The sequence below is a fragment of the Microbacterium sp. TPD7012 genome, assembly GCF_003075395.1.
GTDB lineage: Bacteria > Actinomycetota > Actinomycetes > Actinomycetales > Microbacteriaceae > Microbacterium.
The window spans coordinates 22,313-37,671 of record NZ_QDFV01000004.1 but is presented as its reverse complement, the minus strand read 5'-3'; the positions used below and the strand labels follow the sequence as shown (position 1 = coordinate 37,671).

The 15,359-nt window shown below is 69.6% G+C and carries 15 protein-coding genes; 10 read left to right on the top strand and 5 right to left on the bottom strand.

Going from position 1 to position 15,359, the window contains the following annotated elements; all coding sequences use genetic code 11:
* Nucleotides 1-39: 39 nt before the first annotated feature.
* Nucleotides 40-540: an amino-acid N-acetyltransferase gene (locus DC434_RS11565; protein WP_116635461.1), complete on the bottom strand. Its 501-nt coding sequence runs from the start codon at nt 538-540 to the stop codon at nt 40-42.
* A 187-nt stretch (nt 541-727) separates the two neighbouring features.
* Nucleotides 728-3,256 carry an ATP-dependent Clp protease ATP-binding subunit gene (locus DC434_RS11560; protein ID WP_116635460.1) on the bottom strand — a complete coding sequence of 843 codons (2,529 nt, stop codon included), beginning with the start codon at nt 3,254-3,256 and terminating at the stop codon, nt 728-730.
* Nucleotides 3,257-3,522: 266 nt separating this feature from the next.
* On the opposite strand from DC434_RS11560, the gene DC434_RS11555 reads away from it, so the two are divergent.
* Both DC434_RS11555 and DC434_RS11550 read left to right on the top strand, forming a co-directional pair.
* The gene (locus DC434_RS11555) at nt 3,523-4,155 is read left to right on the top strand and encodes a DUF2975 domain-containing protein (RefSeq protein ID WP_116635459.1); all 633 of its coding nucleotides are present in this window, start codon (nt 3,523-3,525) and stop codon (nt 4,153-4,155) included.
* Complete coding sequence (locus tag DC434_RS11550) at nt 4,152-4,388, top strand: helix-turn-helix domain-containing protein (RefSeq protein ID WP_116635458.1); 237 nt, start codon at nt 4,152-4,154, stop codon at nt 4,386-4,388. The genes DC434_RS11555 and DC434_RS11550 overlap by 4 nt, the downstream gene beginning before the upstream one ends.
* A gap of 57 nt (nt 4,389-4,445) precedes the next feature.
* Here DC434_RS11550 and DC434_RS11545 read toward each other — a convergent pair whose 3' ends face one another.
* Nucleotides 4,446-4,799, bottom strand: coding sequence for a YbjQ family protein (locus tag DC434_RS11545; RefSeq protein WP_116635457.1), 354 nt, complete (start codon nt 4,797-4,799; stop codon nt 4,446-4,448).
* Between the two features lie 96 nt (nt 4,800-4,895).
* Between DC434_RS11545 and DC434_RS11540 the strand changes: the two genes are divergently transcribed.
* The gene (locus DC434_RS11540; protein WP_116635456.1) at nt 4,896-5,237 is read left to right on the top strand and encodes a hypothetical protein; all 342 of its coding nucleotides are present in this window, start codon (nt 4,896-4,898) and stop codon (nt 5,235-5,237) included.
* A gap of 151 nt (nt 5,238-5,388) precedes the next feature.
* Nucleotides 5,389-6,813: a dicarboxylate/amino acid:cation symporter gene (locus tag DC434_RS11535; RefSeq protein ID WP_207769960.1), complete on the top strand. Its 1,425-nt coding sequence runs from the start codon at nt 5,389-5,391 to the stop codon at nt 6,811-6,813.
* Nucleotides 6,814-6,901: 88 nt separating this feature from the next.
* On the opposite strand, the gene DC434_RS11530 is transcribed toward DC434_RS11535, so the two are convergent.
* Together DC434_RS11530 and DC434_RS11525 are read right to left on the bottom strand one after the other, a co-directional pair.
* Entirely contained in the window at nt 6,902-8,632 is a 1,731-nt protein-coding gene (locus tag DC434_RS11530; RefSeq protein WP_116635455.1) for a cation:proton antiporter, read from the bottom strand.
* A 43-nt stretch (nt 8,633-8,675) separates the two neighbouring features.
* Nucleotides 8,676-9,854, bottom strand: coding sequence for an NAD(P)/FAD-dependent oxidoreductase (locus DC434_RS11525; RefSeq protein ID WP_116635454.1), 1,179 nt, complete (start codon nt 9,852-9,854; stop codon nt 8,676-8,678).
* Nucleotides 9,855-9,932: 78 nt separating this feature from the next.
* Here DC434_RS11525 and DC434_RS11520 point away from each other — a divergent pair, with 78 nt between their 5' ends.
* From DC434_RS11520 to DC434_RS11495, 6 genes are all read left to right on the top strand, one after another.
* Nucleotides 9,933-10,442, top strand: a complete 510-nt coding sequence (locus DC434_RS11520) for a MarR family transcriptional regulator (protein WP_116635453.1) — start codon at nt 9,933-9,935, stop codon at nt 10,440-10,442.
* Between the two features lie 42 nt (nt 10,443-10,484).
* Nucleotides 10,485-11,525, top strand: a complete 1,041-nt coding sequence (locus tag DC434_RS11515) for an LLM class flavin-dependent oxidoreductase (protein WP_116635452.1) — start codon at nt 10,485-10,487, stop codon at nt 11,523-11,525.
* Between the two features lie 124 nt (nt 11,526-11,649).
* On the top strand, nt 11,650-12,915 hold the full coding sequence (gene glp / locus DC434_RS11510) for a gephyrin-like molybdotransferase Glp (protein WP_243408907.1): 1,266 nt from the start codon (nt 11,650-11,652) through the stop codon (nt 12,913-12,915).
* Nucleotides 12,912-13,541 carry a molybdenum cofactor guanylyltransferase gene (locus tag DC434_RS11505; RefSeq protein WP_116635451.1) on the top strand — a complete coding sequence of 210 codons (630 nt, stop codon included), beginning with the start codon at nt 12,912-12,914 and terminating at the stop codon, nt 13,539-13,541. The genes glp and DC434_RS11505 overlap by 4 nt, the downstream gene beginning before the upstream one ends.
* The gene (locus tag DC434_RS11500) at nt 13,538-13,822 is read left to right on the top strand and encodes a DUF6457 domain-containing protein (protein WP_116635450.1); all 285 of its coding nucleotides are present in this window, start codon (nt 13,538-13,540) and stop codon (nt 13,820-13,822) included. Before DC434_RS11505 ends, DC434_RS11500 begins: the two co-directional genes overlap by 4 nt.
* Nucleotides 13,823-13,968: 146 nt before the next feature.
* The gene (locus tag DC434_RS11495; protein WP_116635449.1) at nt 13,969-15,357 is read left to right on the top strand and encodes an MFS transporter; all 1,389 of its coding nucleotides are present in this window, start codon (nt 13,969-13,971) and stop codon (nt 15,355-15,357) included.
* Nucleotides 15,358-15,359: the final 2 nt, after the last annotated feature.

Sequence of the window (15,359 nt, the reverse complement as noted above, 5' to 3'; positions counted from 1 at the left end):
GACGATTCGATGGACCGTCCGGTCCGGCGACTCCGTCGGTCAGAGCACCTTGAGCATGCGCGTGTTGCCGAGCGTGTTCGGCTTCACGTGCGCGAGGTCGAGGAACTCCTCGACACCCGCGTCACCGCTGCGCAGCAGCTGCGAGTACACGTCGGGGTCGACGACCTGCTCGCCGATCGGGGTGTAGCCGCGGCGTCCGAAGAACGAGACCTCGAAGGTGAGGCAGAAAAGTCGCGAGAGGCCGAGCGCGCGGGCGGTCTCCTCGAGGCGGTCGACGATCCCGCGGCCGACGCCGTGGTGCAGCCAGTCCTCGCGCACGAGGAGCGTGCGCACCTCACCGAGGTCCTCCCAGATCACGTGCAGCGCGCCGCATCCGATCAGCTCGCCGTCGGCCTCGGCGACGACGAACTCCTGCACGGCGCCGTAGAGCACCGCCAGGTCCTTCCCGAGCAGGATGCGCTGTTCGACGAGCGGCTGCAGCAGGTTCCGGATGCCGACGATGTCGGCGCTGCGCGCCGGTCGGACGATGTACTCGCTCACCCGTCCAGCCTAGACACCTGCAGGGCATCCGTAAGAAAGCGCGGATCAAACCGAGGTCTTGCGGCGTGGCGTCGACGAGAATCGCCGTGCGGACAGCATCCCCTCTCCGTTTTCCCACCGGCGGATGCCCCGGGCACAGAGAAGGGGCGGATGCCGCAGCATCCGCCCCTTCCACGATTCGGCTGGGTCACTCCCCGCTGGCGACCGCCAGGTCGGGGGTGCCGGAGATCCCGGCGCCGCCGGTGTTGATGCCGACCGACACCTTCTCTCCGCGCGGACCGTGCTCGAACAGGAACTCGCCGTTCGCGGCATCCACCTTGACGTGGTCGCCGGAGTTGAGCTCGCCGTGCAGGATCTTCTCGGACAGACGGTCCTCGACCTCGTGCTGCATCGCGCGACGCAACGGACGGGCGCCGAGAGCCGGGTCGAAGCCGATCTCGATGAGACGCTCCTTCGCCGCCTGCGACAGCTCGATCGTCATGTCGCGGTCCAGCAGACGCTCGCCGAGGCGCTTGGTGAACAGATCCACGATCTGCACCAGCTCGCTCTTGGAGAGCTGCGGGAACACGATGATGTCGTCGACACGGTTGAGGAACTCGGGCTTGAAGTGCCGCTTGAGCTCCTCGTTCACCTTGCCCTTCATCCGGTCGTAGCTGGTCGAGTCGTTGCCCTCGATCTGGAAGCCCACCGGGCCGCCGGCGATGTCGCGCGCACCGAGGTTGGTGGTCATGATGATGACCGTGTTCTTGAAGTCCACGATCCGACCCTGACCGTCGGTGAGACGACCCTCTTCCAGGATCTGCAGCAGCGAGTTGAAGATGTCCGGGTGGGCCTTCTCGATCTCGTCGAAGAGCACCACGCTGAACGGCTTGCGGCGCACCTTCTCGGTGAGCTGGCCACCCTCTTCGAATCCGACGAATCCGGGAGGGGCACCGAACAGACGCGAGACGGTGTGCTTCTCGCCGAACTCGCTCATGTCGAGCGAGATCAGCGCGGCCTCGTCGTCGAACAGGAACTCCGCGAGGGCCTTCGCGAGCTCGGTCTTTCCGACGCCCGTGGGGCCGGCGAAGATGAACGAGCCCGAGGGACGCTTCGGGTCCTTGAGTCCGGCGCGCTGGCGACGGATCGTCTTGGAGAGGGCGGCGATCGCCTCCTCCTGACCGATGACGCGCTGGTGCAGGGCCTTCTCCATGAAGACGAGCCGCGAGGACTCCTCTTCCGTGAGCTTGAACACCGGGATGCCGGTGGCCTGCGCGAGGACCTCGGCGATCAGACCCTCGTCGACGACCGCGGAGGTCGCGACGTCGCCCGCACGCCACTGCTTCTCGAGACGCAGTCGCTCGGCGAGGAGGCTCTTCTCCTCATCGCGGAGAGACGCGGCCTTCTCGAAGTCCTGCTCCTCGGAGGCGACTTCCTTCTGCTCGCGGACCTTGGCGATCTTCTCGTCGAATTCGCGCAGCTCGGGCGGGCTCGACAGGATGCTGAGCCGCAGTCGCGCACCGGCCTCGTCGATCAGGTCGATCGCCTTGTCCGGCAGGAACCGGTCGGAGACGTAGCGGTCGGCGAGGTTCGCCGCGGCGACGATGGCTCCGTCGGTGATCTGCACCTTGTGGTGCGCCTCGTAGCGGTCGCGCAGCCCCTTGAGGATGTTGATCGCGTGCGGCAGCGTCGGCTCGTTCACCTGCACCGGCTGGAAGCGGCGCTCGAGCGCGGCATCCTTCTCGAAGTGCTTGCGATACTCGTCGAGCGTGGTCGCACCGATCGTCTGGAGCTCACCACGGGCGAGCAGCGGCTTCAGGATGCTGGCCGCGTCGATCGCACCCTCGGCGGCACCCGCACCCACGAGGGTGTGGATCTCGTCGATGAAGACGATGATGTCGCCGCGCGTGCGGATCTCCTTGGTGACCTTCTTCAGGCGCTCCTCGAAGTCACCGCGGTAGCGGGAGCCGGCGATGAGCGAGCCGAGGTCGAGCGAGTAGAGCTGCTTGTCCTTCAGCGTCTCGGGGACATCGCCCTTGACGATGGCCTGAGCGAGACCCTCGACGACGGCGGTCTTGCCGACGCCGGGCTCTCCGATCAGGACGGGGTTGTTCTTGGAGCGGCGGGAGAGGATCTGCATGACCCGCTCCGCCTCCTTCTCGCGACCGATGACCGGGTCGAGCTTGTTGTCGCGCGCGGCCTGGGTCAGGTTGCGACCGAACTGGTCGAGGACCTGCGATCCGCCCTGCGCGCTCGGAGTGTCGTTGGTCTGCGCGCCGACGGATGCCGGCTCGCGGCCGGGGGCACCGGAGAGGAGCTGGATGACCTGCTGGCGCACCTTGTTGAGGTCGGCGCCGAGCTTGACGAGCACCTGGGCGGCGACGCCCTCGCCCTCGCGGATGAGGCCGAGGAGGATGTGCTCGGTGCCGATGTAGTTGTGGCCGAGCTGCAGGGCCTCGCGGAGGCTCAGCTCGAGCACCTTCTTGGCGCGGGGCGTGAACGGGATGTGGCCGGTCGGCTGCTGCTGACCCTGGCCGATGATGTCCTGCACCTGCTCGCGCACCGCGTCGAGGGAGATGCCGAGACTTTCGAGCGCCTTGGCGGCGACGCCCTCGCCCTCGTGGATGAGGCCGAGCAGGATGTGCTCGGTGCCGATGTAGTTGTGGTTGAGCATCTTCGCCTCTTCTTGGGCGAGGACGACCACTCGACGGGCTCGGTCCGTGAATCTCTCGAACATGCTGTGACTCCTTATTCGCACTGGGGCGAAGCGCTACGTCAAAGACGGCGATCTGCGCTTGTACATCGAGAGTAACCACCGCTCAGGCGCTGTATGCCCGTGTTCGCCGTGGGCATAGCCCCGTCGCTCCCGTGGCACGTGCGGCGGGTGCGACGGCCGAGCTCCCGCCGTTTCTGCCACGGGAACGCACGCCGGGGTTGACGGACGTATCGACAGTCGATAACTTAACGTCTATCGACAACAACGACTATCGATAAGGAGTGGGGATGATGAACGTGGAGAAGCAGGGATCGAAGCAGGGCGAGCTGTCCCGGGGGGACAAGGGGAGCCTCATCGCCTTCTGCATCGCCGGCGCCGCGATCGCGGCATACATCGCCGTCCACTCGATCATCCGCATCATCGGGCTCGGCTCCGGCACCGCGGTCCCCGTGATGCTCGAGTTCGTCGACCAGCCCGTCGACGTGCCGCTCGGTGCCGGCGGGGCGGACCTCACCCTCGACCTCGATCGCGCATCCGTCACCGCCGCGGACCTGCCGCCGCTCGCGGTCGTGCCCGGCATCATCGGCCAGGTGCTGCAGATCCTCACGATCGTCGTCGTGATCGGATGCCTGCTGCTGCTCGCCCGCAGCATCCTCGGCGGCACGGTGTTCAGCCGCCGGAACACCGCCCTCGTGATGACCGCCGGGATCACCGGTCTCTTCGGCTTCGCGGCCGTGCGGTTCTTCGACAACATGCTCGCCAACGCGACCGTCAGCGCGGTCACGGACAATGCCTTCGATACGGCGGTGATGAGCGTCGAGCCGTTCACCTTCATCCTCGGCGCCTTCATCCTCGCGGTGATCGGCACCGCGTTCTCGGTCGGCGATCGGCTGCAGCGCGAGACGGAGGGCCTGGTGTGAGCCCGGCCGAGAACGACGAGGAGTTCCCCGGCATCCACTGCCGTCTCGACGAGCTGCTCGCCGAACGCGGCATGACGCTCACCGAGCTGAGCGGGCTGGTCGGCGTCAGCATCGTCAACCTGTCGGTGCTGAAGAACGACCGTGCTCGGGCGATCCGCTATTCGACCCTGCGGGCGATCTGCGATGCCCTCGGGTGCGAGGTCGGCGAGCTGCTGGTGCTGGCGCCGCGCTGACGCTCGGCCCGGATGCCGTTCCGGTCGCACTTCCTCATGGATTCGCCGTCGGGCGATTCAGACGGCGGGTGGCGCGGGAGGAGCGGATGCCGCGGCGAGCGTCTCCACGACGACCGCGGTGCCGTAGCCGCACACCTCGCTGAAGTTGCCGATGGACCCGGTGTCGAAGCGCATCGCGACGATCGCGTTCGCGCCGCGCTGCTGGGCCTCGGCCCACATCCGGCCCATCACGACCTGGCGGCTCTCGTACATGACCTGCGTGTACTCGGGGATCTCGCCGCCGCCCAGCGAACGGAATCCGGCGGTGAAGCTCTGCCCGAAGTCGGTCGAGCGGACCGTGAGGCCCATGACCTCGCCGAGCACCTGCGTGATGCGATAACCGGGAACGTCGTTCGTGGTCACGATGAACATGAGGACATCGTGGCAGAAGCATCCGCTCCTGGCACGGGCAATTGTGCCCATGCAAGCCCCTCTATGAATCGGCTGTGAAGCAGTAGCGTTGGCCACATGAAGATCAACGACCGGAACCTGCGCACCCCCAGCAGCCTCCTCCTCGCCCTGCCGATCGCCGCGCTCGCGTTCTCGCTCGCCGCGTGCGGCGGACCGAGCCGCCCGTCCGAAGCCGATGTCGCGAAGGGACTCGCCGAGTTCTTCGACAGCCAGGGCATGGGCGACCAGATCGACGCCGACGCCGCCGAGTGCCTGGCCGAGTACCTCGTCGACTCCGAGCTGAGCAACGAGACCCTCACCTTCCTCGCGAACGGCGAGGACAAGCAGAAGAACGAGGCCGACAAGGCTCTCACCACCCAGATCATCTCGGACAACGTCCAGGAGTGCATCGCCGACTGATCCCGGCGGTCTGCAGCGCAGAGGATGACGGATGCTCTCGGCATCCGTCATCCTTCGTCATATCGGGCCGGGGAATGACGGGGCGCTCCTAGCGTTGAGCGTTATGGCGTGCATTCGGCCCGCCGCGATTTCCTGGAGTTCCCCACACACCATGAGCACTACCGCACGCGCCCAGAAGGCGCCTGACACCCGCGGTCCGGTCCGGAAGCTGCTGACCTCGTTCGGCTTCCAGATCCTCGCCGCCCTCGTCCTCGGCATCGCCGCCGGCCTGATCGCCCGCCAGCTCGGCGCGACCTCGGAGAGCCCCAACGGACTGTCCGCGACCCTCGACACCATCGGCAGCTCGTACGTGACGCTGCTACGCGCCGCCGTCGTCCCGCTGATCTTCACGGCCATCGTCGCGAGCATCTCGAACCTGCGTCGCGTGCAGAACGCCGCGCGCCTCGCCGGCCAGACGCTGCTGTGGTTCGCGATCACCGCGTTCATCGCCGTGACCATCGGCATCGTCCTCGGCCTCGTCATCCAGCCGGGTTCGAAGGCCGGCGACGGCCTCACGCCCGGTGAGCCGTACACGGTCGGCACGTGGTGGAACTTCCTCCTCGGCCTGATCCCGCAGAACTTCCTCGGACTCGGTGCGAGCACGCAGGTCGACCTCGAGACCGGCAGCGCCACCTCCAGCATCAGCTTCAACATCCTGCAGGTCATCGTCGTGGCCGCTGCCGTGGGCATCGCCGCCCTCAAGGCCGGCAAGAAGGCCGAGCCGTTCCTCGCGTTCACCGAGTCGCTGCTCAAGGTCATCCAGCGCGTGCTGTGGTGGATCATCCGCATCGCCCCGCTCGGCACGTTCGGCCTCATCGGCGCCGCCGTCGTCGAGTACGGCTGGGAGAAGCTGGCCTCGCTCGCGTGGTTCGCCGCGGCGATCTACATCGGCCTCGCGCTCGTGCTCTTCGTGGTCTATCCGATCCTGGTGAAGACGCACGGCCTGTCGATCAAGCAGTACTTCTCCGGCGTGTGGCCTGCCGTGCAGCTCGCCTTCGTCAGCCGCTCGTCGATCGGCACCCTGCCGCTGACCGAGCGCGTCACCGAGCGGAACCTCGGTGTGCCCCGCTCGTACGCCTCGTTCGCCGTGCCGTTCGGCGCGACCACCAAGATGGACGGCTGCGCCGCAATCTACCCGGCCATCGCCGCGATCTTCGTCGCGCAGTTCTTCGGCATCGAGCTGAACTTCGTGCAGTACCTGCTGATCGTGATCGTCTCGGTCGTCGGCTCCGCGGCCACCGCGGGCACGACCGGCGCGACCGTCATGCTCACGCTCACGCTGTCGACCCTGGGCCTGCCGCTCGAGGGCGTCGGCCTGCTGCTCGCGATCGACCCGATCCTCGACATGGGCCGCACCGCGGTCAACGTCGCGGGCCAGGCGCTCGTGCCGACGATCGTGGCCAAGCGCGAGGGCATCCTCGACGAGGAGCTCTACAACGCGCCGCGCGAGGGCCTTCCCTTCGCCGACGACAGCGACGCCGACGACGCACCGGAGACGGATGCCGCCAGCGACAAGGAGCCGGTCGGCGCGCGCTGACCCCTGCTTCGCGGAAGCGCCCCGTCCCCTCGTGGGGCGGGGCGCTTTCGTGTTCGCGGCCGTCACCACGGATGCCGAAACCGGCGTTCTAGGCGCGGCCCTGCTCGCGCGTGGCGCCGCGGGTGTCGAGCGCGAGCTCCTCGGCATCCATCGCGGTCAGCAGCTCGCGCATCACCTCCTCGTCGAGGTTGCCGGCGTCGCGCTCCGCCAGCAGGATGTCGCGCCGCACCTGCAGCCATCCCCGCGACAGCGCGACCAGATCCTCGTACGAGGGCTGGTTCGCGGAATCCCCGACGCGCTGCGCCTCGTCCGTGTCCTTCTCGACCCGGGTCATCCGCTTCGTGAAGGCGTCGAAGAGGGGCATGTCGACCTCCCCGTGCGTCGCCTCCCACTCGAGGCGCTTCTCGGCGAGGAACGCCTTGCCGGCGGCACGGCTCTTCTCCTTCACGTCGGCCAGGGCCTTCTCGTCCTCGACCGCGTCGATGTCGCTCGCGATGCCGAGCCCGCGGATGAGCATCGGCAGCGTCAGCCCCTGCAGCAGCAGCGTCGCGACCGTCACGATGAACGCCACGACCACGATCGCGTGCGAGGCGTCCGAGTCGAGGGCCGCGAGATCGGCGGCGGCGAGCGCGGTCGCGAGCGTCACGACGCCGCGCATCCCGGCCCACGAGATGACCGCGTTGTCCTTCCAGGTGAGCTGGAGTCCTGCCATCCGCTCGCGCACGATCTGCGACCGCAGCTCCTCGGCGCTGTACTGGCCCCAGCGGCGGGACTGCTCGCGGCGCTTGTCGAACTCCCCCGAGGCGATGCCGCGATCCATGCGGGCGAGGCGTCGGCGGTCCTGGAAGTTCGACCAGGCGCTCGTCGGATAGACGTAGAGCGGGCGCACCACGAGCACGACCAGCAGCACCGCACCGGAGAGCAGCAGGATGTGCCCGACCGACTCGCTGCCGAGATCGCGGAGCACGCGCGGGAACTGCAGTCCGATGTAGGCGAACACGAAGCTCTCCAGCAGCAGGTCGGCCGAGAGCCACAGCGGCTTCTCCTGCTGCCGAGTGGTGTAGTCGGTGCGCGGAGCGTTGAAGCCGACGTAGAGTCCCATCGCGACGACCGCGAGCACGCCCGATCCGAGCAGGTGCTCCGCGATCGCGTACGCGCCGAACGGCGCCAGCAGCCCGAAGGTGCCGATCACGACGGGGTCGCTGATCCGCATGCGCAGCTGGTGCAGCACGACACCGAAGACGAGGCCGACCACGACGCCGACCACGACCGCGAGCAGGAACTGCCAGACGCCGTCCCAGACCGTCAGCGTCGCTCCGGCGAGGATCGCGGCGAACACCCGGTACAGCGTCAGCGAGGTCGCGTCGTTGATCAGGCTCTCCCCCGACAGCACCGTCATGATGCGGCGCGGGAGCCCGAGCTTGCGGCCGATCGCCGCCGCCGAGACGGCATCCGGCGGAGCGACGATCGCGCCGAGCAGCAGCGCGCCGGGGAGGGTCAGCGCCGGGAAGATCCACCAGGCCACGAAGCCGACCGCGAGCGCGGTGAGCAGCACGAGCGTGATGCCGAGCCTGCGGATCTGCGGCAGGCTGCGTTTGAAGCCGACGAACGACACGTCCAACGCCGCCGAGTACAGCAGCGGCGGCAGCACGAGGTTCAGCAGCAGGTGCCCGTCGATGTCGACCTCGGGCACGAACGGCAGGAATGACGCGGCGAGCGCGACGATCGTGACGAGCAGCGGCGCAGGCCACCCGCGCCATCTCGCGACGGCGGCCACGGCGACGGCCCCGACGATCACGTAGAAGATCTCGGCATCCATGTGCCAACGCTAGCGGGGGAATGCGCGGGGAGGGAGCGCGGGGTCACCAGTGGACGACATGGTTGTAGAGATGATCGTTGCGGGTGTCCGACGAGGCGCTGCGCAGGAACCTCGGCAGCATCGCGTCGCGGAGGGCGATGCCGAGCCGGGACTTCGTGACCCGCTTGTTCCGGTTGACGGCTCGCGCGTACTTCACGACCTCTTCTGCTCGTGGCCGCCGGTCGCGCTCGTAGGCGGCGAAGGCCTGCTCGTGGTCGGCGGCGTCGCGCAGGTGCCTGGCGAGCACGATCGCGTCCTCCAGCGCGAGGGACGCGCCCTGTCCTGCACTGGGCGAGGTCGCGTGCACGGCATCACCCACGAGGACCAGTCGCCCTCGATGCCAGTGCGGGACGTGGGTGAGATCGGAGAGCGGATAGGCGCCGATCTCGCCCTCCACGTGCTCGAGGATCTGAGGCACGGGATACGGGTCGTCGGCATGCAGGTCGCGCAGTCGCGTCAACCAGTCCGTGTCCGTCATCGCGCGGGTCTCCGCGCGCCCGAGCGCCGGCGCCGTCACGTTGGCGAACCAGTAGGCGGTGCCGTCTTCGCGGACCAGGTAGCCGAAGAAGGACTTCGCCCCGAACACCATGTACTGCTCGCCGGGAGTCGGCGCGAGACCCGGCACCCGGGAGAATCCGCCGACGCTGATCAGCCCGCTCGGGGCGGGGGCCGGCGCCTGCGGATCGATGGCCATCCGCACGATCGATCCCACACCGTCGGCGCCGATGAGCACGTCGCCGCGGACGCTGCGACCGTCGGCGAAGTGCGCGACCACGGCATCCGGCGTCTCCTCGATGCGGTCCAGCCGTGCATCGAACGCGAGCGGGATGCCGGCATCCGTGATCGCCTCGCGCAGCACCTCGTGCAGCCAGGCGCGTCGCACGACGACGCTGCCGCGCTCCGGATCGCCGGCGGGCCCGTTCGGGACCACGCCGAGTCGCGCTCCCCGCCCGCTGAGCATCACCATGTGCGGGCTGAGGTGCCCGTCCGACACGAGCCGGTCGCGCAGCCCGAGCTCGTCGAGCACCGCGAGGCCGTTGGTGGCCACATTGAGGAAGAGCCCGCCGTACGGTGCCGGCGCGCTCCGCGCCTCGAAGAGCTCCACCTCCCATCCGGCACGGTGGAGGAAGAGAGCCGTGGCGGGTCCGGCGACGCCGCCCCCGATGATGAGCGCCTTGGGCATGCGTGGTTCCTTCGATAGTCTGAGAGCAGATGAGAGAGACTCTAAAAGAGAGTCTCTCGAATATAGAGAGATTAGCGGATGCCGGAGAAAGCGTCAACGCGCGATGCCGCGATCGCCCGTCAGGGCGAGGTGATGCGCGAGTTCATGGCCAGGTCGGTGCTGTTCCAGGAGGCCGTGGCGCGCTCGGGCGGCCTCAACGGCACCGATCTCCAGGCGGTGGGCCTGCTGCTGAGCGAGGGCCCGGCGACCCCCGGGGAACTCGCCGCGCGCTCGGGCCTGACCGCCGGAGGCGCGGTCACCGCCATGATCGACCGTCTCGAGCGGGCGGGCTTCGTCACCCGCACCCGCGACGAGACCGATCGCCGCCGCGTGATCGTCTCCGCGGTCCCCGAGACCGTGATGGCACGGGTCGGGCACATCTATGGGCGGGTCGCGGAACGCTGGAACGACTATCTCGACACCCTGACCGACGAGCAGATCGAGTTCGCGAACGAGCTGCTCGATCGCGCGGCGACCATCAACCGCGAGGAGATCGAGACCCTCCGCGATGAGACGCGCGGACCGTCCTCTCGCGCACCGCGGACCTGAATCCGGGGAATGCGCGGTGGCGTCTCGTGGTTTGCCCTGAGGATGTCTGAAATCGCTCTCTCCGTCCTCGACCTCGTCCCGGTGCGCACCGGCCAGACCAGCGCCGAGGCCATCGCCTCCTCGCTCTCGCTGGCGGAGACCGCCGACCGGCTCGGCTACCGCCGCTACTGGTTCGCCGAGCATCACAACATGCCGGCGGTCGCCTCCACGACGCCCCCGGTGCTGATCGCGGCGGCTGCGACCCGCACTTCGCAGCTGCGCCTCGGATCCGGCGGCGTCATGCTCCCGAACCACGCTCCGCTGATCGTCGCCGAGCAGTTCGCGGCTCTCGAGGCCATCGCCCCCGGACGCATCGACCTCGGTCTCGGGCGTGCTCCGGGCAGCGACCCTGTGATCACCCAGCTGCTCCGCGGTTCCGGCACCACGAGCGACGTCGAGCAGTTCCCCCGCCACGTGCAGGACATCGCCGCGCTCGTCTCCGGCGACGGCGCGACCGTGCGGTTCACATCCGGCGGCGAGTACACGGTCCGTGCGACGCCCGCCGCGACCGGTGCACCCGAGGTCTGGCTCCTCGGGTCGAGCGACTACTCCGCCCAGCTCGCGGCCGCCCAGGGCCTGCCCTACGTGTTCGCGAACCACTTCTCGGGTCAGGGTCTCGAGCGTGCGCTCGATCTCTACCGCACCGGCTACCAGCCCAGCGAGGAGCACCCGGCCCCGCGCACGTTCCTCACGGTCAACGTCGTCGCCGCACCGACCGCCGAAGAGGCGGAGGCGCGCGCGCTGCCGCAGCTGCGCATGATGGCGCGCCTGCGCCTGAACCAGCCGCTGGTCGCGCTGGAGACCGTCGAGGAGGCCGTCGCCGCCGAGACGGATGCCGCCACCGACCAGGTCATCCAGGCGGCGCGCTCGCGCTGGTTCGTCGGGACGGGCGCGTCGGTCGCCGCCGAGGTCCGCGCGTTCGCCGAGACCTACGGCGTCGACGAGGTCATGCTGTCGCCCGTCGCGGCTTCGTACGAGTCGGAGCCGCGGACGACCTCTCCCGGGCGTGCGCAGACGCTCGAGCTGATCGCCGCCGCGCTCTGATCGCCGCCGCGCTCTGATCGCCGCCGCGCCCTGATCCCACGCCCCTCTCCCTGCGCGGGAAATGTGCCGCAACATGGCGCACGAACCGCCGAGACGGGCGGCGACCCGGGCGTACGCTGAGTCCATGCGCGCCGCCTCTCCCCCGTCCGGCGCGCGCGCGATGCGCCGCACCGTGGAGGAGCACCTCGAGGTCGTCCTGTCGGCCGTCGCCCTTCTGCCCGCCGTGACCGTGTCGCTCGACGACGCCGTGGGACGCACGCTCGCCTCCCCCGTGCTCGCCCGCGTCGACGTGCCGCTGTTCGACAACTCGGCCATGGACGGCTACGCCGCGCGCCTCGAGGACGTCGCCGCCGCAGACGCCGAGCACCCGGTGACGATGCGCATCGTCGCCGACATCCCGGCGGGCTCGCCCGTCGATCCGCCCCTCGCTGCGGGTGAGGTCGCCAGGATCATGACCGGCGCTCCCGTTCCCTCGGCGGCGACCGTGGTGATCCCCGTGGAGGACACCCACGGCGGATTCGCGCAGTCGCCGATCACCGCGATCGTGACCGGCGCGCCGCGGAGCGAGGGCGCGCACATCCGGCGACGCGGTGAAGACGTGCGAGCCGGCGACGAGGTCGCTCCTGCCGGCATCGTCGTGGGCGCCCTGCAGGCGACCGCCTTCGCGGCATCCGGTGTGGATCGGGTCGACGTGCGGCGGCGTCCGCGCGTCGCCGTCATCTCCACCGGCAGCGAGCTCGCCCCGCCCGGCGGCGTCTTCGCCCGCGGGCAGATCCCCGAGTCCAACTCGATCCTGCTCGCGGCCTCGTGCCGGGAGGCCGGCGCCGACCTCGTCTCGGTGACGACGGTGACCGACGAGGATGCCGCGTTCGACGCGGCCTTCGCGCGTGCCGTCGACGACCTCGGCGCCGACCTCGTCGTGACGTCCGGCGGGGTCAGCGCCGGCGCGTACGAGGTCGTCCGCAGCGTGCTGAGCGACCGGATCGCCTTCGTCTCCGTGGCCATGCAGCCGGGCGAGCCGCAGGCGTTCGGACGGGTCGGCGATGCGCTCGTGTTCGGCCTTCCCGGAAACCCGGTGAGCGTCGCGATGTCGTTCGAGGCGTTCGTGCGCCCTGCCCTGCTGGCGCTGCAGGGCCGGGCGGAGCTGCAGCGACCCACGATGCGGCTGCCCGTCGCGGCCGGATGGCGCACGAAGCAGGGGCGTCGACAGTTCGTTCCTGCGCGCATCGACCGGGATCCGACGGGTTGGACGGTGCGGCCGGCGACCGCCGGAGGCTCCGGTTCGCACCTGGCGGCCGGACTGGCGCAGGCGGAGGCCTACGTGGTGGTTCCGGAGGATGTCGCGACCGTGAGCGCCGGCGACCTGGTCGACGTGGTGCTGCTCTCATGACCGCTCCCGCCCTTCCGCACGCCACCGGCGGCGTCGCCGCGATCATCCTCGCCGGCGGGCGCGCCTCCCGTCTGGGCGGAGCCGACAAGCCGCAGCTCGTCGTGGACGGCGAGACCCTGCTCGATCATGCGCTGCGCGCGGTGTCGTGGTGCGATCCCCTCATCGTGGTCGGACCGCCGGCATCCGTGCGCGCAGAGGTCGTCTGGACCCGGGAGACGCCCGCGTTCGGCGGCCCGGTGGCCGCGATCGCCGCCGGCCTCGCGCATGTCGACCGGGAGGAGGTCTGCGTCCTCGCTGCCGACACCCCGCGCGCCGTGGAGGCGGTCGCGCTGCTCCGCGCGCATCCGACGGGTGACGCCGACGGGACCTGTCTCGCGGATGCCGACGGCGTGCAGTGGCTGATCGGGCGGTACCGCACCGCCACGCTGCGCCGTGCTGTCGAGGCGCTTCCCGACGGCGGCCGCGACGCCTCGATCCGCTCCCTCGTCTCGGGGCTGCGCCTGGACCTGGTGAACGCCGGCGACCTGGCGGCGGACGTCGACACATGGGACGATCTGGAGCGTGCGAGAGCGCGAGCCGCTCAGGCCGCTCAGGTACGAGGACGCACGGATCAGGAGGCGACATGACAGACCAGCCGCGGCATCTCCCCGTCGACGCCCTGGAGGACTGGACCGCGGCGGTGTGCACCCGCCTGGGTCTGGATCGCTCCGACGTCGACACGGCACTCGTCCTCGACCTGGCTCGCGACGTCGCGCACGGCGTCGCCCGCCCCGCCGCGCCGCTGAGCGCGTTCCTCGCCGGGCTGGCGGCCGGCCGTGCCGGAGGAAGCCCGACCGACGCCGCGGACGCGGCGGCCGCGATCAGCGAGCTCGCCGCCGGCTGGCGCACCGCGGACGATCACGCCTGAACGACCCCGCCGATCGCGAAGACCTCTCATCGGCGTCCTCGCCCGTGTGATGCAAAAGTAATCATCCGGAAATCGCCGAAGAGCAGTCGGGAAATACGTGACCCCTAGGTTCGGAGCATTCTTCCTCTCGAACTCCAGGAGCCGCGATGTCTCAGACGCTCGGAAACACCAGGGTCGATTCGGCCACCACCCTCACCCGCCGCGACGGTCGCTGGATCGACGGCTGGAACCCGGAGGACGCCGTCTTCTGGGCCGCGGAGGGCCGCGCGATCGCCCGCCGCAACCTCGGCTGGTCGATCTTCGCCGAGTTCCTCGGCTTCATCGTCTGGCAGCTGTGGAGCATTGTGGTCGTGCTGCTGCCGAACGCCGGCTTCACGCTCACCACCACCGAGTCGTTCTGGCTCATCTCGCTGCCGAGCCTCGTCGGCGCCACCCTGCGTTTCCCGTACACGTTCCTCGTCGCACGGTTCGGGGGCCGCAACTGGACCATCGTCTCCGCCCTGCTGCTGCTGATCCCAGCCGGCCTCCTCGGCGTCGTGGTGCAGAATCCCGAGACGCCGTTCGGCATCCTGCTGCTCGTCGCAGCCCTCGCCGGGTTCGGCGGCGGCAATTTCGCGAGCTCCATGTCGAACATCACCTACTTCTTCCCGCAGAAGGAGAAGGGATGGGCGCTCGGTCTGAACGCCGCCGGCGGCAACCTCGGCACCGCGGTCGCCCAGCTCGCCGTGCCGATCGTCGTGTCACTCACCGCCGCCCTGACCTTCAACCTGTCGTTCGCCGGATGGATGTGGATCCCGCTCATCCTCCTCGCCGCCTGGGGAGCCTGGCGCTACATGGACAACCTGTCCTCCGCGAAGGCCGACTTCGCGGGTGCCGCCGCGGCCCTGCGCGAACCGCACCTGTGGGTGCTGGCCCTGCTCTACATCGGCACGTTCGGATCCTTCATCGGGTTCTCCAGCGTGTTCCCCAAGCTGATCGCCGACACCTTCCCGGAGTACTCGTCGTTCCAGGTCGGCACCGCCTCGCTCTCGCTCGCGTTCCTCGGCGCGCTGGTCGGATCGCTCGCCCGCCCCTACGGCGGCAAGCTCGCCGACCGCTTCGGCGGGGCGCGCATGACGATCGCCGCATTCGGCCTGATGATCGCCGGCGCTCTCTCGCTGCTGCTCACGCTCGAGATGAACAGCTTCGCGCTCTTCCTCGGATGCTTCCTGCTGCTGTTCGTCGCCGCCGGCCTCGGCAACGGCGCGACCTACCGGATGATCCCGAACGTGTTCGCCGCCCGGGGCGCCGCCACCGCGGGCGACCCTCTGACGGTGAGCACGCAGCGCAAGGCCGCCGCGGCACTCGGGCTGATCTCGGCGATCGGCGCATACGGCGGGTTCGTCATCCCGCAGGTGCTGGCCGCCGCGAAGAACGCGAGCGGCTCCTACGCTCCGGCCTTCGCGGGCTTCGTCGGCGCCTACGTCGTGCTGCTCGTGATCACCGTCCTCGTCTACGCGATCCCGCGCGCCTCGCTCGCCGGACACCGGATCTGATC